This is a genomic window from Vibrio natriegens NBRC 15636 = ATCC 14048 = DSM 759 (genome assembly GCF_035621455.1).
GTDB classification, from domain to species: Bacteria; Pseudomonadota; Gammaproteobacteria; order Enterobacterales; family Vibrionaceae; genus Vibrio; species Vibrio natriegens.
The window spans coordinates 42,303-63,434 of the sequence record NZ_CP141822.1 but is presented as its reverse complement, the minus strand read 5'-3'; the positions used below and the strand labels follow the sequence as shown (position 1 = coordinate 63,434).

At 46.5% G+C, this 21,132-nt stretch carries 16 protein-coding genes and 5 tRNA genes; 6 read left to right on the top strand and 15 right to left on the bottom strand.

Features of this window, described 5'->3' with window-relative positions; translation table 11 throughout:
* Nucleotides 1-31: 31 nt before the first annotated feature.
* Nucleotides 32-871: a 23S rRNA (adenine(2030)-N(6))-methyltransferase RlmJ gene (locus tag VER99_RS00285; protein WP_020336252.1), complete on the top strand. Its 840-nt coding sequence runs from the start codon at nt 32-34 to the stop codon at nt 869-871.
* A 261-nt stretch (nt 872-1,132) separates the two neighbouring features.
* Nucleotides 1,133-2,488, top strand: a complete 1,356-nt coding sequence (gene gorA / locus VER99_RS00280; RefSeq protein ID WP_020336250.1) for a glutathione-disulfide reductase — start codon at nt 1,133-1,135, stop codon at nt 2,486-2,488.
* A 191-nt stretch (nt 2,489-2,679) separates the two neighbouring features.
* Here gorA and hutX read toward each other — a convergent pair whose 3' ends face one another.
* The 3 genes from hutX to VER99_RS00265 all read right to left on the bottom strand — a co-directional run bounded on the left by hutX (nt 2,680) and on the right by VER99_RS00265 (nt 5,553).
* Nucleotides 2,680-3,204, bottom strand: a complete 525-nt coding sequence (hutX, locus tag VER99_RS00275) for a heme utilization cystosolic carrier protein HutX (RefSeq protein ID WP_020336249.1) — start codon at nt 3,202-3,204, stop codon at nt 2,680-2,682.
* Nucleotides 3,205-3,552: 348 nt separating this feature from the next.
* Entirely contained in the window at nt 3,553-4,167 is a 615-nt protein-coding gene (locus VER99_RS00270) for a bifunctional 4-hydroxy-2-oxoglutarate aldolase/2-dehydro-3-deoxy-phosphogluconate aldolase (protein WP_020336248.1), read from the bottom strand.
* Between the two features lie 9 nt (nt 4,168-4,176).
* A complete protein-coding gene (locus tag VER99_RS00265; RefSeq protein ID WP_014230461.1) occupies nt 4,177-5,553 on the bottom strand; it encodes a GntP family permease in 1,377 nt (458 codons plus the stop codon).
* Nucleotides 5,554-5,706: 153 nt separating this feature from the next.
* Between VER99_RS00265 and VER99_RS00260 the strand changes: the two genes are divergently transcribed.
* Together VER99_RS00260 and edd are read left to right on the top strand one after the other, a co-directional pair.
* Complete coding sequence (locus tag VER99_RS00260) at nt 5,707-6,234, top strand: gluconokinase (RefSeq protein ID WP_014230460.1); 528 nt, start codon at nt 5,707-5,709, stop codon at nt 6,232-6,234.
* Nucleotides 6,231-8,027 carry a phosphogluconate dehydratase gene (edd, locus tag VER99_RS00255; protein ID WP_020336247.1) on the top strand — a complete coding sequence of 599 codons (1,797 nt, stop codon included), beginning with the start codon at nt 6,231-6,233 and terminating at the stop codon, nt 8,025-8,027. Before VER99_RS00260 ends, edd begins: the two co-directional genes overlap by 4 nt.
* A 62-nt stretch (nt 8,028-8,089) precedes the next feature.
* On the opposite strand, the gene VER99_RS00250 is transcribed toward edd, so the two are convergent.
* The 6 genes from VER99_RS00250 to VER99_RS00225 form a co-directional block, all read right to left on the bottom strand.
* Nucleotides 8,090-9,097: a LacI family DNA-binding transcriptional regulator gene (locus VER99_RS00250; RefSeq protein ID WP_024372755.1), complete on the bottom strand. Its 1,008-nt coding sequence runs from the start codon at nt 9,095-9,097 to the stop codon at nt 8,090-8,092.
* A gap of 226 nt (nt 9,098-9,323) precedes the next feature.
* On the bottom strand, nt 9,324-10,304 hold the full coding sequence (locus tag VER99_RS00245) for a hypothetical protein (protein ID WP_020336245.1): 981 nt from the start codon (nt 10,302-10,304) through the stop codon (nt 9,324-9,326).
* A 156-nt stretch (nt 10,305-10,460) separates the two neighbouring features.
* Complete coding sequence (locus tag VER99_RS00240) at nt 10,461-11,405, bottom strand: ABC transporter permease (RefSeq protein WP_020336244.1); 945 nt, start codon at nt 11,403-11,405, stop codon at nt 10,461-10,463.
* A gap of 2 nt (nt 11,406-11,407) precedes the next feature.
* Complete coding sequence (locus VER99_RS00235; protein WP_014230455.1) at nt 11,408-12,385, bottom strand: ABC transporter permease; 978 nt, start codon at nt 12,383-12,385, stop codon at nt 11,408-11,410.
* A gap of 176 nt (nt 12,386-12,561) precedes the next feature.
* Nucleotides 12,562-14,115, bottom strand: a complete 1,554-nt coding sequence (locus VER99_RS00230; RefSeq protein WP_014230454.1) for an ABC transporter substrate-binding protein — start codon at nt 14,113-14,115, stop codon at nt 12,562-12,564.
* Nucleotides 14,116-14,203: 88 nt separating this feature from the next.
* Complete coding sequence (locus VER99_RS00225) at nt 14,204-15,919, bottom strand: ABC transporter ATP-binding protein (RefSeq protein WP_020336243.1); 1,716 nt, start codon at nt 15,917-15,919, stop codon at nt 14,204-14,206.
* 684 nt (nt 15,920-16,603) lie between these two features.
* Between VER99_RS00225 and VER99_RS00215 the strand changes: the two genes are divergently transcribed.
* A complete protein-coding gene (locus VER99_RS00215) occupies nt 16,604-17,329 on the top strand; it encodes an HAD family hydrolase (protein ID WP_020336242.1) in 726 nt (241 codons plus the stop codon).
* Between the two features lie 280 nt (nt 17,330-17,609).
* Here VER99_RS00215 and VER99_RS00210 read toward each other — a convergent pair.
* The 5 genes from VER99_RS00210 to VER99_RS00190 form a co-directional block, all read right to left on the bottom strand.
* Nucleotides 17,610-17,686 (bottom strand) — tRNA-Pro (locus VER99_RS00210).
* Between the two features lie 24 nt (nt 17,687-17,710).
* A tRNA-His gene (locus VER99_RS00205) sits at nt 17,711-17,786 on the bottom strand.
* Nucleotides 17,787-17,835: 49 nt separating this feature from the next.
* A tRNA-Pro gene (locus VER99_RS00200) sits at nt 17,836-17,912 on the bottom strand.
* Nucleotides 17,913-17,984: 72 nt separating this feature from the next.
* Nucleotides 17,985-18,060, bottom strand: a tRNA-His gene (locus VER99_RS00195).
* 33 nt (nt 18,061-18,093) lie between these two features.
* Nucleotides 18,094-18,170: transfer RNA gene (locus VER99_RS00190), tRNA-Arg, on the bottom strand.
* A 336-nt stretch (nt 18,171-18,506) separates the two neighbouring features.
* Here VER99_RS00190 and VER99_RS00185 point away from each other — a divergent pair.
* Entirely contained in the window at nt 18,507-18,920 is a 414-nt protein-coding gene (locus VER99_RS00185; protein ID WP_014230450.1) for a c-type cytochrome, read from the top strand.
* Nucleotides 18,921-19,003: 83 nt separating this feature from the next.
* Here VER99_RS00185 and rep read toward each other — a convergent pair whose 3' ends face one another.
* On the bottom strand, nt 19,004-21,019 hold the full coding sequence (gene rep / locus VER99_RS00180; RefSeq protein ID WP_014230449.1) for a DNA helicase Rep: 2,016 nt from the start codon (nt 21,017-21,019) through the stop codon (nt 19,004-19,006).
* Nucleotides 21,020-21,132: the final 113 nt, after the last annotated feature.

The following is a 21,132-nucleotide window of genomic DNA, read 5'->3' as shown; positions in this document are numbered from 1 at the left end:
ACTCAGTTACAGAGTGTTTCGAGAGTTTAATTTGTTAAGTTACCGCCACAGCTTCCACGCAGGCAACCATGCTGACGTGGTCAAACACATCGTTCAAAGCCTCATTCTTGATGCGCTGAAACAAAAAGATAAGCCATTCGTTTATCACGATACCCACTCGGGTGTGGGCCGTTACGATCTGACTCACGAGTGGTCTGAAAAAACGGGTGAATACAAACAAGGCATCGCTCGCATTTGGGATAACCCGAACATTCCTGAAGACATCAAAAGCTACATCGACTCTATCAAAGCACTGAACAATGGTGAGAACCTGCGTTACTACCCAGGTTCACCTCGAGTAGCTCGTGCCCAAATCCGCCCACAAGACCGCATGGTACTGACGGAACTTCACCCTGCCGACCATCCGCTATTGGAGCAAGAGTTCCATCGCGATCGTCAGGTGAGCATCTACAAAGAGGATGGCTTTCAGCGCCTAAAAGCGAGCCTACCGCCGCAAGAACGTCGTGGCTTGGTGCTGATTGACCCACCATACGAGCTAGCAAAAGAGTATCGTGATGTAGTACGCGCTATTCACCAGAGTCACAAGCGTTGGGCAACAGGCATCTACGCTATCTGGTATCCGGTGGTTAACCGCATCGACATTGATGACATGATCGAAGGATTGGAAGCGCTAGGGATTCGTAAGATTCTGCAAATTGAACTTGGCGTCTCTCCTGACACCAACGAGCGCGGCATGACCGCATCAGGCATGATTGTGATTAACCCGCCATGGAAACTGGAAAGCCAGATGAAAGAGATTCTGCCGTTCCTGCAAGAGGCGATTGCACCTGCGACTGGTCACTGGAAAGTCGACTGGATCGTACCAGAATAAGACGTTCTGCATAGAAACCTCGAAGCGCAATGACGACCTCGTTGCGCTTTTCTTTTGCTCCTCGCAATCCATAAATCCTCATTTTTGTGCCTCTCATCGCTATTTGTCATAAGCATTGTCACTTTTTCCCATTTAGGTATTGGTCAGATTCGATTTATCATAGGCAGACTTCTTAACAAAATGTTGCGGCGATATTGAGTTAACATCTCATCACCCCAATGTATTTGTTAACCAGAAATTCATACGCTCTTGGAGAAAGTAATGGCGACTCATTTTGACTATATCTGTATCGGTGGCGGCAGTGGCGGCATCGCATCTGCAAACCGTGCAGCCATGTACGGCGCGAAAGTAGCGCTGATTGAAGCACAAGACCTTGGTGGCACCTGTGTAAACGTAGGTTGTGTACCAAAGAAAGTGATGTGGCATGGCGCGCAAATCGCAGAAGCAATGAACCTGTACGCGGAAGATTATGGGTTTGATGTCGACGTGAAAGGTTTCGACTGGAGCAAGCTGGTAGAGAGTCGTCAGGCGTACATTGGTCGTATTCACCAATCTTACGACCGTGTTCTAGGCAACAACAAAGTAAATGTTATCAAAGGCTTTGCTAAGTTTGTTGACGAAAAAACCGTTGAAGTAAACGGTGAACACTACACGGCCGATCATATCCTGATCGCTGTTGGTGGCCGTCCAACTATTCCAAACATCCCGGGCGCAGAATACGGCATCGATTCAAACGGCTTCTTCGACCTGGCTGAGCAACCAAAACGCGTAGCGGTTGTTGGTGCAGGCTACATCGCAGTTGAAATCGCGGGCGTGCTACACGCACTAGGTACAGAAACACACCTGTTCGTACGTAAAGAATCGCCACTGCGTAGCTTCGATCCAATGATCATCGAAACGTTGGTTGAAGTGATGGACGCTGAAGGTCCAAAACTGCACACCCATTCTGTACCAAAAGAAATCATTAAAGAAGCAGATGGCACTCTGACTCTGCACCTGGAAAATGGTGAAAGCCAAAACGTTGACCAGCTAATCTGGGCAATCGGCCGTCACCCAACAACAGACGCTATCAACCTAGCATCAACTGGCGTTGCAACCAACGACAAAGGCTACATCAAGGTAGACGAATACCAAGAAACCAACGTGAAAGGCATCTACTGTGTAGGTGACATCATGGAAGGTGGTATCGAGCTAACACCTGTAGCAGTGAAAGCAGGTCGTCAGCTTTCTGAGCGTTTGTTCAACAACAAGCCAAACGCGAAGATGGATTACGACCTCGTTCCGACTGTCGTATTCAGCCACCCACCAATTGGTACCATCGGTCTGACTGAGCCAGAAGCGATTGCGAAGTACGGCGAAGACAACGTGAAAGTGTACACCTCTGGCTTCACTGCAATGTACACCGCGGTCACTAAGCACCGTCAACCATGTAAGATGAAGCTGGTATGTGCTGGTGAAGAAGAAACGGTAGTCGGCCTGCACGGCATCGGTTTCACGGTAGACGAAATGATTCAGGGCTTTGGCGTAGCAATGAAGATGGGTGCAACTAAAGCAGACTTCGACTCTGTTGTAGCAATTCACCCAACGGGCTCGGAAGAGTTCGTTACTATGAGATAGTGTAAAAGCCTTTTACAACATCTCTGCCTAACATAATTATCCCCGAGCTTGCTCGGGGATAATTGTTTAGAACGTTAGCGCATAAAAGAGGCTCAGCTTAATTATTAATTTGTCCGTTTGTAAATGTGACACTCTTCCAGTCGTTGACGACAAATTCGTCAATTTATCACTATTCATTAGATAACTTGCTGTTATAAGGCAGCAAACTCCTTTTTTAGCTGCGTAAACGCTTCTACCTGATTCGGGAAAAGTTGACGCTTTTTATCTCTTCCTAAGTACACTTTAAAAACACAATTACCTTCCGCATCAAAAAAACCAATATAGTGACTTTCCAAGCCACGGAATGATTTACTAACTAATGCGATATGTTCCATTAGATCCAAACGTAAATGACCATGCAGTTCGCCCTCTCTGCCCATCAAGTTATAGTAACCGTGTGCTTGTTTACCTTTAGGGAAATTAGCTTTGGTTTCAAATATTGAACCGAAGGAGTGAACAATCGTAGTAACGCTCCCCCATTCCGGTAACTGTTCTAAAATGACTTGGGCATGTTCTCCAGCAACGCGTGTGACCATCTCTTCAGGTAGTGCAAACGTAATCGCTCCCTCATTCAAGCCCAATTGCTCAGACATACTTGATACTGGGATTGTTGCATCTTCTAACAATGCGGCGGCAACTTTTTGTTTTACTTCTGCTTCAGAACAAGTGGTGTACATGTTTATTCCTAATTACTTCTCTATATTCAATAACACTCAAAGGAACAATGAATGCTCAATTGATAAAATTTCGATACAAAACCACTCAGGATGATAACCACCAAAAATATAAACACAAATAACATTCAGTATCATTATATTTCAATTTTAGAGCAATGAAGAGGTTGATTAATTGGAGAAAGGGAGTGGTATCTTTGCGGATACAGTTAACGTAATGACAGCCGACAATGACGGAGAAAAAGAGTTTTTGAGAGAAAGATCTTGTCGAGGAGAGGTTTGATAAAAAGGGCCACTCAAGGCCCTTTCGCATTACCGATACACAGTAAAGAGTGATAGAACGAAGCTCGCTTATGAATTAACCGCGCGAACCAATTCAGCCAAGCCTTCCCAGTCGCCATCATCCATCAGTTTCGTTGGTACCATCCAGGTACCGCCACATGCGATAACCGACTTAAGTGCAAGGTAATCTTCTACGTTAGCAGGGCTAACGCCACCCGTTGGCATAAAGTTTACCGGGTAAACCGCAGTCAGTGCTTTTAGCATGTTCACGCCACCCGATGGTTCTGCCGGGAAAAACTTCAGTGTACGCAGGCCCATTTCCATCGCTTGCTCAACCAAGCTTGGGTTGTTCACACCCGGTACAATCGCGATATTACGCTGCTGACAGTATTTCACTGTCGTTGGGTTAAAGCCCGGGCTAACGATAAAGTCCGCACCCGCATCAATAGCAAGATCAACCTGCTCGGTCGTCAGTACTGTGCCTGCACCAATTAGCAGGTCTGGATACGCTTCGCGCATAATACGAATTGATTCTGCCGCCGCTTCGGTACGGAAAGTCACTTCGGCACATGGCAGGCCGTTTTCTACTAACACTTTCGCCAGTGGCAGTGCGTGAGCGACATCGTTAATAGCGATAACTGGGACGATTTTGATTTCTTTTAATCGTTGTTCAAGAGTTGTCATGGGTAACCTCTAAAGAATAAAGCTTAATGTTGCGACGATAATAAACGCGATACCGCCAAGTAACGTTTCCATTACCGTCCAAGTTTTTAATGTGGTTTTTTCATCCATCTCCAGCAAGCGAGAAACCAACCAGAAACCAGAGTCGTTGAAGTGTGAAAGCACTGTTGCACCACCAGCAATCGCAATCACGATAAAGCATAGATCAAGCTCGCTCAAACCAGTGGACGCAGCCACAACAGGCGAAATAAGAGCGGCAGTTGTCGTCAGTGCCACGGTTGCAGAGCCTTGGGCAACGCGCAGACAGGTTGAGATAACAAATGCCGCAACAATAACAGGCATACCAGTATTGGTTAATACACCAGCAAGTGCATCACCAATCCCACTTGAACGCAATACACCGCCGAACATGCCGCCTGCGCCTGTCACCAGAATAACACCACAAATCGGTGCCAGTGACTCACCACACAGTTTTTCTAGCTTCGCCATACCGTAGTCTTTAGCAAATACAACAAGACAAACCGTCAGCGTGATCAGTAGCGCTACCGGGGTTTTACCCAGCATACGCAGGAACGAAACCAGTGATGAATCGCCATCAATAACTCCAGCAACCGCAAGCGTGTTAAGAACCGTGTCTAAACAGATGAGCAAAACTGGCAGGATAAGCAGCGTCATTACCGTCGCAAATTTTGGCGCTTTGCTTTCATCTGCGAACGCATCACGGTCAAAGAATGCTGTGGAAAGTGGAATCTCAAACTTCTTACCAGCATAAAGGCCAAATAAGTAAGCACCAAGATACCAAGTCGGAATCGCGACTAAAATACCGACCACTAACAGCAGGCCAATGTTGGCACCAAGAAAGTCTGCTGCGGCAACCGGACCTGGGTGCGGAGGAACAAATGCATGCATCACGGCAAACGCACCTGCGGCCGGTAAAGCGTATTTAAGTGGTGAGCCACCGAATCGAGCCGCGACGCTCAGGATGATTGGCATCATCACAACTAAACCCGCATCGAAAAAGATTGGGAAGCCAAACATCAACGACGCCACACCGAGTGCAAGTGGTGCACGCTTTTCACCAAAGCGGCCAATCAAAGTGTCTGCCAGTACTTTCGCACCACCAGTCACTTCTAAAATTTTACCAATCATCGCACCAAGACCAACCAGCAAAGCAACCGAAGCTAACGTGCCTCCGAAGCCACTCATCATGGTGGGTACGACCTTATCAGTCGATACGCCCGTGGCGATTGCCGTCCCCAAACTCACCATAGTCAGGGATGCAAAAGCATGGACTTTTAATTTAATGATTAGAACGAGTAACGCTGCAATAGCAAGGCCTGCAATCGTTAGTAAGTATGTAGGATCTGGGGCTTGGGCTAGCTGCTCCATAGGTTCACCTTTAAGAATTATAGTTTGTGTTTTGGTTCACATTTATTTAAGTTACCGGTAACATGTTACCGATAACATGAATAAGATAAACCCATATTTTCAAGTGAATTCAAAAATTGAGATCACGCGCAACTTTAGTTATGAGGATAAGTTATGGCTGGTAGTAGTGTCATCGTTATGGGCGTTTGTGCGAGTGGAAAAAGTACAATCGGCGAGCAACTAGCGAAAAAGCTAGGACGAAAATTCATTGATGGTGATGATCTTCACCCACGAGCGAACATCCAGAAAATGGCATCAGGCCAGCCTCTGAACGATGACGATCGCAAGCCATGGCTAGAACGTATCCGTGATGCCGCATACAGCCTGGAAAGTAAAAACGAACACGGCGTGATCGTTTGTTCGGCTCTGAAAAAGATCTACCGCGATCAAATCCGAGAAGGCAACAACAACGTGACTTTCCTGTTTTTGGATGGCGACATGGAATTGATCCTTAACCGCATGCGTCTTCGTCAAGGCCACTTCATGAAAGAAAACATGGTGAAAAGCCAGTTTGAAACCCTTGAACGCCCAGATAATGAACCGCAAACCCTAGTGGTAAGCATTGAAGGTGACATCAGTGGTGTTGTGGAGCGCTCTGCAGCAGAACTCTTAAAACAGCAACCGGTTGAGGAGGCATCATGACCCACTCCGTTATTCTCAATGTAACCGAACGTCTTATCGAACGAAGCCGTGAAGCTCGCGCCGAATTTTTAGCACATACTCGTATTCAGTCGGAAGCGGGTAAAGGTCGTACCGGTTTATCCTGTGGAAACCTAGCGCATGCGGTGGCTGCGTCATGTTCTTCCGAGAAAGAAAATATTCTCAACTTTACACAGTCTAATATCGCGCTCATCAGTGCCTACAATGACATGTTGAGTGCCCACCAGCCTTACCAAGAATATCCAGCGCAAATTAAACAAGTACTGGCGCAATATGGGCACACCGCTCAAGTAGCAGGCTGCGTACCCGCCATGTGCGACGGCGTGACTCAAGGTCAGCCTGGCATGGATATGTCGCTGTTTTCTCGTGACTTAATTGCTCAATCGACGGCGTTATCTTTAAGCCATAATGTCTTTGACGCGACCCTGCTGCTTGGTATCTGCGACAAAATCGCACCAGGACAACTGATGGGGGCGCTCTCTTACGCTCACCTGCCAACGGCCTTTGTACCTGCTGGTTTAATGGCAACCGGCATCAGCAACGAAGAAAAAGTCGATGTACGCCAAAAATACGCGGCTGGCGAAGTAGGCAAAGAAGCACTGCTGGACATGGAGTGCCGTGCTTATCACTCTCCTGGCACCTGCACTTTCTACGGCACCGCAAATACCAACCAACTGGTCTTTGAAGCCATGGGCCTAATGCTACCGGGCTCTGCGTTTATCCACCCGCATAGTGAACTGCGTAAAGCACTAACAGACCATGCGGCACTGAAGATAGCGTCCATGACTGCAGGCTCCAGCAATTTCCGTCCTCTGGCTGAAGTTGTAACGGAAAAGAGTTTAATCAACGGTATCATTGCGCTGCTGGCATCTGGCGGCAGTACTAACCACACCATTCATATGGTCGCCGTCGCTCGCGCAGCAGGCATCTTGCTCACCTGGCAAGACATCAGTGACTTGTCCGAAGTGGTGCCTCTGCTGGCGCGTGTTTATCCAAACGGTCCGGCGGATATGAATGCATTTCAGGCCGCTGGCGGCGTTCCAGCCTTGTTGCATCGACTGAATGAATCCGAGCTACTGCACCGCGATGTAAAACCGGTTTTCGGAGAGTTCTCTGATCAGATGACGATTCCATCTTTGAACAATGGCCAGTTGGTATGGACAGCCTGTCAGCGAAGCCTAGATGGCGATGTCATCGCTGCCCCGGAAGCAGTATTCCAACACACTGGTGGCACACGTGTTTTAGATGGCAATTTAGGTAAAGCGGTCGTGAAAGTCTCGGCAGTAAAAGAAGAACAGCGCATTATCGAAGCACCTGCGGTCGTTTTCCAGTGCCAGCATGAAGTGGAAGCGGCATACAAACGAAGTGAGCTCAACAAAGACTGCATTGTCGTTGTAACGCACAACGGTCCAGCTGCGAACGGCATGCCAGAGCTGCATAAGTTGATGCCAATATTAGGTAATGTGCAAAAAATGGGCTTTAAAGTTGCGTTGGTAACCGATGGCCGTTTGTCAGGCGCATCCGGCAAAATTCCATCCGCGATCCATGTATCACCTGAAGCGATTCGCGGTGGTGCAATAGGTTTAGTCCGTGATGGTGATGTTATTCGCGTGGATTGCCAAACGGGTGAGCTGAACAACTTAACCGACACCAGTGGACGTGAAGTCATTCAGCTTGATACTGAATCAACCCAGAAAACATGGGGACGTGGATTTTTCGAAGTGATCCGCCACAACGTTTCCAGTGCAGATCAGGGCGCGAGCTTTATTGTTTAGGGCGTAAAAATAGAAGAGCGGAGTACTGTTCACTCCGCTTTTCTGTATTATTCAACAAAGTATTACACACTCTCACCCGCAGTAATGTCATAGCCCATATCGACCACTAACTCTGGCTGCTCTTCGCCTTTTAATCGCGCTATCAGCAGTTCTGCACTCTTCTTGCCAATCTCAAAACGCGGCGTATCCACACTGGTCAACTTCGGACTGATCGTCTGACCGATGTCTAATGCGTTATAGCCAACCACTGCCAGTTGCTCAGGGACGTTAATCCCACGTTGCTGGGCACTGAGTATCGTACCAATCGCGATATCATCGTTGGTACAGAACACACCGTCCAGATCAGGGTAAGTCTCCAATGCACGCCCAAGTAACTCATGCGCAAGAGAGAAGCTGGAGTGTTCGCCGGTTAATACGTGTTTCGCTTCTAAGCCTGCTTCCGACATCGCACGGCCATAGCCTTGCATACGTAGCTTAGTTCGCGTATCCAAACGAGCACCAAAGTAGACAATGGTACGCTTGCCAGAATCCAACATACGTTTTACTGCACTATACGATGCATCTTCGTGGTCCAAACCAACCGCCATATCAATGGGTTGTTCCGGCAATTCCATGGTCTCTACCACCGGTACACCGGCATTTTTGATCATCTGCAATGTACGTGGGGTATGGTTGCTTTCCGTTAAGATCAACCCATCAACTTGATAAGAGAGTAATGAGGCGATCTTGCGCTCTTCTTCTTCTACGTCATAGCTAAAGTGGGCCAAAAGCGTCTCATAGCCATTCGCTTTGGTGACCATCTCAATGCCCTGAACAAAAGAAGCAAAAATTTGGTTAGACAGCGAAGGAAGCAAAATACCGATCGCTTTACTGGAGGATTTGGACAACATCGCCGGAGCGCGGTTTTCTATATAACCCAGCTTTTCTATCGCAGCGGCGATTTTAACCCGAGTCTTTTCAGCAACGGATTCCGGGTTACGCATGTAACGCGAAACCGTCATCTTTGTTACGCCAACCTGGTCAGCAACATCCTGTAATGTCGCACGTGTTTTCTTATTCTTTTGAGTCATAAATATGTGAATTATCAGCAATGTTACTAGTAACATTATGACGAATACATTGCATAGCGGCAAGTAAACTAAGAGAGTTCCTCATACCGTTCACAAAATCATGCGCTTAGGAGCTCTTTCAACGCAGATCGAGAAGCTTCAGTAAACTAAACATCACGCAACAAAGCAGAATTCTTTCATACAAATAAGCCCAGAATGACCGGGGCTTTTTCTTTAGTACTCGAAATCACTTCACACACATCACATTCAGCAACGAAGTGCCTGTTAATTGATTGGGTTCGCGATCGGTAAACAAACCTTTCTTGCCTTTACCCCAATACGGGAGTTGCAGTGGCCAATTATTTTTTTCCATCACTCCGGAAGATCTCAAGGTCTTGAACTCGTCCGAACCTGCCAACGACATCCCCAATTGCAGGCAAATCTGTGTTGCGCTTTTATAGTTGAGTCGGTTCCATGGTTTGCCATATTCCATGTAGAACTGGTTATGATTCTCTATCAGATACGGCACGACATAAGTTTTGCCCTGAAGTGCTGTTTTTAAGCGAACAACAATGCCATCTTGATTGGAGATTCTCTTTTCTTGCTGAGCTTTAGCGACGGGTTTCGCGTCAACGTGTTTAGCTGCGACAGGCTTTGGTTGAGAAGCCGTAGTTGAAGGTTTAAATGCATCGGTGTTAGGGCGAACATTCGGAGCCGTTGCTGCTGGTGTTGTCCCAACCATGGCCTTCTTCACTGCTTTGGGTTGTTTCGAAGCTGAGGACCCACCTTTGCCAACCACACGAATAAACGCTTCTCTATAGTTCGGTAAAGTTTTCACTCCACGTAAATCAGCCGCGGCTTTCACGGGATCGGTATACGGACCAATCAGACATCGATAGCCGTTAGGTTCAGATTTCATCCAAACATCCGTGGTAATTTGATTATAGAGGGGCTTGGATTTGGCCAGTGGCATCGGCTTAGGCAGCAAACCACATTGAATCCAGTAAAAATCACTGCCACCCTGCGGCACTTTCTTTCCCCATACTCCGGTTCCGATAGGGCAAGTTTGCTCAAGCCTTGGTAACTCTTTGGCGCTGGCCTGAGTCGCCTGACAAAGAAATTCTTCAGCCAACACGGCTGGAGAAAACTGAGCGCAACCCAAGACTAAACCTAGGCTGAGGCTTAATTGGATATGTCGAGATGAGTGTTGTGCCTTCTTCAATTCCATACGCTTCATTCTAAACTAGTGGGTAAGGTCATTATGGCGAAAGACCGCCAAAAATCGGTGAACAAGGAATAACTAGCAAAAAAAGAGCCGGAAATTCATCCGGCTCTTAGTTTAGGAAGGAATTAAGTGATTTAACAGCACTTAATGTTTAGATTCTTAACCTTTATACAGTTTCGGGTTAAATACATCACGTAACCAGTCACCCAATAGGTTGATGACCAGTACCAATGTCACCAACACAATGCCAGGGAAAGCGGTGATCCACCAAGCGCCTGAGAAGATGTAGTTAAAGCCGATACTGATCAATGCACCCAGAGACGGCTGATCCACTGGTAGACCTAAGCCAAGGAATGACAGCGCCGCTTCCGACATGATCGCGTTTGCGACCTGAACTGTCGAGATAACCAAGATTGGTGACAAACAGTTAGGCAGAATGTGACGGAACATAATACGTGGTGCTTTAAAGCCCATTACACGTGCTGCTTCTACGTACTCTTTTTTCTTCTCTGCCAGAACCGATGCTCGGATAGTACGTGCGTACTGTGGCCATTCTGCCACACCGATGATAACCACCAGCATGACCACCGCATATTGGCTGTAGAAATCACTACCAAAGCTGGCTTTGAAAATCGCCGAAACGATAATGGCTACCATCATGGTTGAGAACGAAAGCTGAACATCTGCAAAACGCATTAGGAAGCTGTCGATACGGCCGCCGAAGTAGCCTGCTGACAGACCAATGATGATCCCAAGAACCAGCTGCAGACCCACTGCCAAAAAGCCGATGGTCAGTGATAAGCGAGAGCCGTAAAGAATCGTCGATAAAATGTCACGACCTTGCTCATCGGTACCCAAAACAAAGCGCTCATCGCCGTCTTCCATCCATGAAGGAGGAAGTTCCGAGTCCATAATGTCGATAGACGTTAAGTCATACGGATCAGTTGGTGCCAGAATAGGCGCAGCAAGTGCCAGCACCAAAAAGACCATGAATACCGTAAAACTCGCCATCGCAACTTTGTCGCGCTTAAAGTAATACAAAAAGTCCGAGTTTTTAAAGCGCTCCCATGCAGAAGGAGCTGCCGCTGCATTTGATTGGCTCATGATTAAGCTCCTTTTCCAGTTAGGTTCACAGTTGGGTTGATGATGCCGTACAGCAAGTCAACGATGGTATTGGTTACCACGAAGATCAGACCAACAAAGATAACGTAGGCAGTGATTAGCGGTGTATCTACACGGTTAATCGCCTCTAGGAAAAGGAAACCCGTACCCGGCCATTGGAATACAGTTTCGGTTAGGATGGTGTATGCCACCATAGTACCAATTTGCACACCACCCACTGTCAGTACTGGCAGCATGGTATTTTTCAGTGCATGTTGGTAATAGATTTTTTGTAAGTTCAAGCCTTTCGCTTTTGCGAACTTGATGTACTCAGAGCTCAATACTTCCAGCATTTCTGAACGAACCAGACGAATGAACAGCGGCAACATGATAGAAGCCAGCGCAATACATGGCAGGATCAGATGCTTGATACCATCAATGGTAAAGAAGCCAGATTCCCAACCAAGAAGGTTCGATGTTTCACCCCGCCCGTAGGAAGGCAACCAGCCGAGCTCAATGGAGAAGACGTACATCAGCATGATTGCGGTCAGGAAAACCGGAATCGAAATGCCGACACTACTCATCGCCATAACAAATTTGGTAAAGATACTTTTCGGGTGAATCGCGGAGTACACCCCAAGTGGTATTGAGAAAGCAATAATAATGAGCGTCGCGCCAAACACGAGCTCTAGCGTCGCCACCAGCTTGTCAAGAATGACATCAACCGCTGGGCGCTTGAAAAAGTATGAAGTACCTAAATCACCTTGCAGTGCATTACCAACAAAGCGCGTGTACTTTGTGATAAAGGGATCGTTCAGGCCCAGTTCATCACGCAGCGCTTGACGCTCCGACTCCGAAACCGATTGACCTACAAGCTCACGCAGCGGGTCACCCAGGTTGTCCTGAATGGCAAACGCCACCAAACTGATCACAAACATCACTATCAGTGCCTGAAACAGGCGCTTGACCAGAAACGAAAACATTCCTTGCCCCTTAACTATCCATAGATCTCTAAATTTAGAGAGAAAATTCAGTCTTTAAAACGGGCTCAGTCCGACTGAAATAAAACTGAGCCTGGTATTGAGCCCCACAATAATTCACTTGTTATGGGGCTCATTCAGGAGGGAACGAATTCCCTCCTAAGCACTACTCAATGTGATTATTCAACCACTAGGTCGCCAAAGTAAGGCATAACCATTGGGTTCACGATGTCTGCTGCTTTCACGTTAGACTTCGCGCCCCACGCTTCACTTTGCCAGTGTAGCGGTACGAATGCTGCGTCGTTGTATAGCGTTGCTTCTACACCTTGTAGCATTTCTGCACGTTTCGCTGGGTCTGTTTCAACGTTAGCTGCTTCTACTACTTTGTCCATTTCTGGGTTTGAGTAGTGACCACAGTTGTACTGACCACGACCAGTTTCTTCGTTACGAGTCATGGTTAGGAATTCGTTGAAGTTTGCAGAATCTTCAGTATCTGAGTGCCAACCGATCATCAGCATGTCAGCAGAACATAAATCAAACTCAGGCCAGTATTGCGCTTTAGGCATTGTCTTCAGATCAACCTTGATACCGATCTTAGACAACATAGCCGCCGCTGCTTGTGCAACTTTTGCATCGTTCACGTAACGGTTGTTTGGCGCAATCATGGTTAGTGTCAAGCCGTCTTCGTAGCCCGCTTCTTTCATCAGCTCTTTTGCTTTCTTCAGATCGTAGCGAGGAACTAACTTGTCGTTATGACCAACGTAACCTGCTGGGCTTTGCTGGCCAGCTGCCGTTGCGAAGCCTTTCATGATTTTCTTCACGATGCCTTCGTTGTTGATGGCATGTACAATCGCCTGACGAACGCGAACGTCTTTCAACGCTTCGTTGCTGTTTTGGTTCATTTGTAGCGTGATGATACGAGTACCAGGTAGGGTTACCAGATCGATACCTTCAGCATCTTTCACACGTTGGTGATCGTTTGGCGCAACTGGGTGAATCATATCTACGCCGCCAGAAAGTAGCGCTGCAACACGAGTCGCATCTTCTTTGATCGGTACTAGCGTTAGCTTATCAACGTTACCTTTTGACTCTTTGTCCCAGTAGTCTTTGAAGCGTTCAAATTCTACTTTTACGCCCTGCTCACGTGATGTCACGATGAATGGACCAGTACCAGAAACGTGAGTTGATGCAAATGAGTTACCGTGCTTCACTAGCTCAGATTTGTCTTTGCCGTCTTCAGTCTTACCAGTGTAGAACTTGCTGTCCATTGGGAAGATGTACGTTGCAGTTTGTAGAACAAGTGGGTAAGGACCTTTAGTCACAAGATCAACCGTATTGTCATCAACTTTAACGATTTTTTCGTATGGGTCGAAGATAGCTTTAAAGTCTGGAGAGTTTTGCAGACGTTCGAATGTCCATACAACGTCATCTGCAGTCATTGTGTTACCAGAGTGGAATTTCACACCTTCACGTAGTTTGAAGCGCACTGTCGTATCGTTAATACGCTCCCAGCTTTCTGCTAGGCGAGGTTCAAAATCCATTTCCTGAGTGAAACGAACTAGTGGGTCAAATACCATGTGTGACATTTGCAGTGTACCACCAGATAGCTGCTCGTGCGGGTCAAGCGATACCGGGTCAGCAGCGTAGCCAACTTTAATGTCTGCTGCCAACGAGTTAAAACTTAGTCCCGCAGCGATTAGCGCCACTGCTAATTTGCTTTTCATGGTTTTCATTTGCATAACTCCTTCATGCTGGGATCAAAGTCCCTTGTTGTGTTTGCGTCTGTTTTTATTTCAAGATCAGCCAAGCAAAAAACTTGGTTTATGCCGATTTAATCTCTTCTCTTAGCCCGGTAAATTCTGGCATCAGAGAGATCAGTTTCTTACTGTATTCATGCTGAGGATCGGTAAACAACTGCTCAGTTGGTGCCACTTCAAGTAGCGTACCCATCTGCATTACACCGACTCGGTCACACATCTGACGAATTACCGGTAAGTCGTGACTGATAAACAACATAGTCAAGTTCAGCTCACTTTGTAGATCTTTCAGCAAGTTAAGGATCTGTGCCTGTACCGAAACATCCAACGCTGATGTTGGTTCGTCACAGATCAAAAGACGGGGCCTGGTTGCCAGTGCACGCGCAATAGAAATACGCTGACGCTGACCACCTGAGAATTCGTGTGGATATTTAAGACCAGCCATACGACCCAAACCAACGTGATCAAGCAAGTCATTCACGATTTGGCGTGTTTCTGACTCGTTTTTAGTTAGCTTATGGAAACGAATAGGCTCAGCAATGATATCCGCCACCTTCATACGAGGGTTCATCGACGTATATGGGTTCTGGAATACCATCTGCATTTGACGACGAACTGGGCGACGCTCTTTTTCTGACTTCATTGCAGTCAGGTCCAGGCCTTCAAATTTTACCTGACCAGAGTTTGGTTCATACAAGCCTGCGATCACACGTGCGATTGTCGACTTACCAGAACCAGATTCACCCACCAGACCAAAAGTTTCACCTTCATGGACTTCAAAGCTGACATTATTCGACGCTTGTACGTACTCACGGCGGCTTTCAAACAGAGAGTCTTTGGTTACGAATCTTAGGTTTACGTTTTTCACGTCCAACAACGGACCTGTGTACTCACGTTGATCCTGACTTTGTCCTAACCAGTGATTCTTAATGTCTAGCGACTTCATTTCTGTCGCTTCTTCGATGTAACTTACCAGAGGGAAGCGATCGAGCTTTCTGTCTGAGCGAGGAACCGCTGAGATCAAGCTGCGAGTGTATGGGTGATCAGGGTTGCCCAGCACTTTTGCAGTCGGACCAAATTCAACCAGGTCACCTCGATACATAACTGCCACACGGTCAGTAACGTTCGAAACCACACCCATATCGTGCGTCACCAACATACAACCTACGTTGTTTTTGATGCACAACTCACGAATCAGGCTCAGGATTTGGTCTTGGATGGAAACGTCCAATGCCGTCGTTGGCTCATCGGCAATGATCAGATCAGGTTCACCTGCTAGCGCGATGGCAATAACCACACGCTGACGCATACCACCTGAGAATTGGTGAGGATATTGTTTGAGACGGTTTTCCGGTTGAGGGATACCCACTTGCTGCATCAGAGAAAGCGCACGTTGATAAGCCTCTTCATCCGACACTTTCATGTTGGCATGAATGGTTTCTTTTAGCTGCTGCTCAACCGTAAACAAAGGGTTAAGAGAGGTCATTGGGTCTTGGAAAATAAAGCCTATCTTCGAACCACGAACCTTACGCATCGCTTCCGGAGATAAACCGGAAATCTTTTCTCCATCCAGAAATACATCGCCACTGGCAACGCGACCCGGAGGACTAAGCAAATCAATAACAGCGTTACCAACGGTGGATTTACCCGCACCTGATTCGCCGACAACACCCACAATCTCACCACGTTCAATTTGGAACGAAAGAGATTTCACGGCTGCGTGAACACCGTGTCGGGATGGATACTCAATACGAAGGTTTTTCACTTCTAATAGTGACATTTCAGACCTCTACTACCTTGTCTGTGTGGTATTGAATCTCGCCCACCTAGGGCGCTATTCATCACCTGAATGAATCCGTTCAAATTCAGAATAATGCTCTGAAATTTTAATGCGGACACAATTTGGCAAAAATCACACAAAAAAGCAACAATTAAAGTATATTCCGCCATGAAAATGTTAATTAAACGCATATCTGGCGAATAAAAATGCATTAACAAGTATTTAACCATTTTCATATCAACCTATTTTTGTGCGCTATGCACCAATAAAAGCAGAAAAATGCTCTAAATTTAGGCAGAAACCCAACATTACAAATAGCCACATTATTCACAGGTCATTGTTAACATTTAGCAAACAATATCTGGCATGAAATCGATCTCTTAGGCATAAAATTTCATCTAAAAATAGTAGAGAGAAATAAAAAACCAAGTATCAATAACAATAGGCTGAAGTAAAACGTGAGCGGTCCTGCAAAAAAGATTAATATTCTATTTTAGGTCAGTTATTCGAATTTGGTGGCCAAACGTACAATGAATGGCACTGAAATCGTCCACTCGGTTTGAATCGATTGATAGCAGCCGGCTCTGCCATACTTTGGTTTTAAGGCTTTACGATACTATCGAGCATGAGATAATGGATTAAATAGAAGCCCCAGTAGCAAAGTTGTAAATGATAGGAGCCCCTGTGCTTAAAGCGATTTTTTTTGATATGGACGAGACTTTATGTGGCACATCTCAAGCCGATAAAGTGGCAGGGCAAGAATTTGCAAATTGGATGAAAGAAACCTATCCGCTGCTCGCGGATTCTAATGCCTTCTTACAACGCTACTTACAAGGCGTGTATAAAAAGCTCAATGCAGAGTTCCCTCAGCTTGTAGCCTTGCTACCGGATGAAAATGCATTCCGTTGTGGCCTGATAAAAACCATCCTTGCGGAACAAGGGATCGAAATAAGCGCAGCGCAAGCTCAACAGGCGCAAAGTTTTTTTGACTCTGCACGCATGAATGCATTCTCCTTTCTACCAGGAGTAAAGGAAATGCTGATTGAACTGCGTCAACACTACACTCTCGTTGTCATTACTAACGGTCCGATCTTCTCTCAACATCCAAAACTGGCGGCAACAGAGATGAGTGAATGGGTCGATCACATTATTGTTGGTGGTGAAGAACCGGAAGAAAAACCTGCGGCAAGCATCTTCCGTAAGGCTCTTAAGCTAGCAGACGTTAAACCAGAAGAAGCGCTTCATATCGGTGACTCTTTAGCAGCAGATATTGCGGGCGCTAACGATATGGATATTCTCAGCGTTTGGGTGAATCCAAAAGGTACCGATAATCTCACGGAGATTGAGCCAGACTACGAAGTAAAAGACACCGTAGAGCTAAAAGAAATCCTCAAAACGCTCGCTCAGTAGAATGGATTGAATGGTAAAAACACAAAACCCCAGCCACTGTGCTGGGGTTTGTTTTATCGGCTGAGAAAGCTTTTGGGTTACTGGTGGTCAAAAGCTATTTGACCTGACAGTTAAGACTTATTGAATGGTGGTCGGTGAAGAGCCAGAGTTTGAACATCAAGCGAACCCCCGCCCCTCTGGTCCGCTATATTTCAAAGAATGAGATGTGCTATCAAGCTGCTCTATTCTCAATCTGCAGACGTAAAAAAGCCCCGATATTTCTATCGGGGCTTTCGAATGGTGGTCGGTGAAGAGGGATTCGAACCCCCGACCCTCTGGTCCCAAACCAGATGCGCTACCAAGCTGCGCTATTCACCGAGCATGTATTCTTTAGAGAAAGAATGGGGTGGCTAACGAGACTTGAACTCGCGACAACCGGAATCACAATCCGGGGCTCTACCAACTGAGCTATAGCCACCATCAAATTGTCATGTTTACCGCTTACTGTAAGCCATAAACTTTAATAGTGGTCGGTGAAGAGGGATTCGAACCCCCGACCCTCTGGTCCCAAACCAGATGCGCTACCAAGCTGCGCTATTCACCGACTTATGTTTTATCTCGACTCTAAATCAAGACAGGAAGCAATGCTACCTTGTTCTTCCTAAAAAAGAAAGAATGGGGTGGCTAACGAGACTTGAACTCGCGACAACCGGAATCACAATCCGGGGCTCTACCAACTGAGCTATAGCCACCACTGAGTTTTACCGACTTATCCTCCGGGGTAATGGTACGCCCGAAAGGATTCGAACCTTCGACCTTTGGCTCCGGAGGCCAACGCTCTATCCAACTGAGCTACGGGCGCATGCCCTATCGGCGGAGTGGAATAATACGGATATCACACTATGCCGTCTAGTACTTTTTTTACTTTTTTTATCGTTTGGTCTCTTTTTCGACAGTTATATGCCTTTAAAGAGAATTTTTGATGTGATTCACGCCCTGTCATCGATAACTTGTTGTTTAATGCAACAAGCTATCGGGATATAATCACTCATTATTTACATTGATTTAACAGCTGCAACCAAGTTGTCTAATCATTCTATGCCATTGAAGTGGTTTTATCGGGCTTCTTTAATCGGTATCAATACTCTAACTATATAAATAGGTAAGTCACTTACCTCGGGAATGTGAAGTGGGTTTAATGGATATGTCTCGACAAATGATTAGCGTTTTGTTCGCTGCCTTAACTTTTTCTACGGCAGCTTTAGCTTCTGACATCAGCCAAAGTGAATACGATGCGATCGCAGAACGCATCAAACCTGTCGGCGATGTTTATCTAGCAGGCTCTGAGCCTGTAAAAGCAGAACCAACCGGTCCTCGTGATGGCGCAACAGTTTACGGTACTTTTTGTATTGCTTGTCACGCATCTGGTGTAAACGGTGCTCCAAAGATTGGCAATGCTGACGAATGGGCGCCTCGTATCGCTCAAGGTAAAGATGTACTGATCAAACATGCACTTGAAGGCTTCAACGCGATGCCAGCTAAAGGTACGTGTATGGACTGTTCTGACGACGAGATCACGGCCGCTATCGATCATATGATTGCAGGTCTGTAATTCGTCTTGAATCAAAGCTTTAAAAGAGAAAGGCTTGCCACTTGGCAAGCCTTTTTATTTGCTGTTTGATGATTTGGATGATGCTACTTCTTAAACATCGAGCGTAAGTTGGCAATGTGAGCCTGGCCTTTTGCCATTCTCTCCTCTTGCGAAACAGGCTTTTTGTTGACTTCCCATTCCACATCATCGAAAGGCAATTCATCAAGAAAGCGGCTTTGTGTCGGCTTGATTAACTCACCATACTGACGGCGTTCTTTACACATCGTAAAAGTCAGCTCTCGCTGGGCACGAGTAATCCCCACGTACATCAGGCGACGTTCTTCTTCTACGTTGTCTTCATCAATGCTGGTTTGATGTGGCAAAATGCCTTCTTCTGAACCAATCAGATAAACGTACGGGAATTCCAGACCCTTTGACGCATGCAATGTCATCAATTGTACTGCATCGCTGTCTTCGTCCTCTTCCCCTCGCTCCATCATGTCACGCAAGGTTAAACGCTGAACCACCTCTTTTAATGTCTTCTCTTCCTGATCGTAATTATCGCCTTCTAAATCAGCCACAATCCAGGAATAGAGATCCGACACGTTCTTCATGCGCATCTCAGCCGCTTTCGGGCTAGCAGAGGTTTCGTATAACCAGTCTTCGTAGTTGATGTCACGAACCAGTGAACGGACCGCAGCCACGGTATCGCCTCTTTCCGCCTGATCAGCAATAGCGACTAACCACTGAGTGAAGCGGCGTAAATTCTCCAGACCACGCCCTGTTAAATGCTGTTCGAGCCCCATTTCAAAGCTGGCTTCAAACAGGCTTTTGCCACGCATATTGGCGTAACTGCCCAGTTTTTCTAGTGTAACCGGTCCAATTTCACGTCGGGGCGTGTTTACGATGCGTAGAAAGGCATTGTCATCGTCCGGGTTCACCAGAACTCGAAGATACGCCATGATGTCTTTGATCTCTGAACGAGCAAAGAAAGAGGTACCACCCGAGATTTTGTATGGTACGCGGTTTTGCATCAGCGACTTTTCTATTAAGCGTGATTGATGGTTACCACGATACAAAATCGAGTAGTCTCGATATTCGGTGCGATTGAGGAACTTGTGTGCGATCAGCTCTCCCGTAACACGTTCCGCTTCATGCTCTTCATTTTTTGCTAGCAGTACTTTGAGTTTTTCACCGTCAGGGATCTCAGAGAATAGCGTCTTCTCATACACGTGCGGGTTGTTGGCAATGAGAATATTGGCAGCACGAAGAATACGACTGGTAGAGCGATAGTTTTGCTCTAGTTTAATCAGGCGCAAGTTCGGGTAGTCTTCACCCAATAGCACCAGGTTCTGTGGCTTCGCACCACGCCATGAGTAAATAGACTGGTCGTCATCCCCTACTACGGTTAGGCGGCCACGCTCACCGACAATGTGTTTTACCAGCTCGTATTGGCTGGTATTGGTATCTTGGTATTCGTCCACCAATAGGTAGCGGATGCGGCTCTGCCAACGCTGACGTACGTCTTCATTAGTACGTAACAACAGTACTGGCATCAGAATCAAATCATCAAAATCGAGCGCGTTGTACGCTTTCATCTGCTTCTGGTACATGTCGAAGCAGAAGGCAAACAACTGTTGTTGCTCACCTTTCGCCTGAGCTTTCACCTGCTCTGGCGTTAGCATGTCGTTCTTCCAGTTAGAGATTGAACTCATCAGCTGACGCAGCAGATCTTTATCGCCATCGAGCTGCTTTTCCGTTAGCTCTTTTAATAACGCGAGTTGGTCTTGGTCATCAAACAAGGAGAAGCCTGCTTTTAAACCAAGCTGCTTGTACTCGCGCTTAATGATGTTCAAGCCCAAGGTGTGGAAGGTCGACACCATCAAACCTTTAGATTCCGCTTTACCTAATGTCTGACCCACCCGCTCTTTCATTTCTCGTGCGGCTTTATTGGTAAAGGTTACCGCTGCAATATTTCGCGCTTTGTAGCCACATTGCTGAACCAAATAAGCAATTTTATTGGTGATAACACGAGTTTTACCCGAGCCAGCACCTGCCAGCACCAAACACGGACCAGATACGTACTTTACGGCTTCATCTTGACTAGGGTTCAGCTTCATAGAATTTCTCAGCGGGCAATAAACGTGGCGCCTATGATAATAGTGAGTATGAACGATTACCACGTTTATCAGCCCTCAGTTTGTCAGTGTTTGCTAACTCCATTTATAGCAAA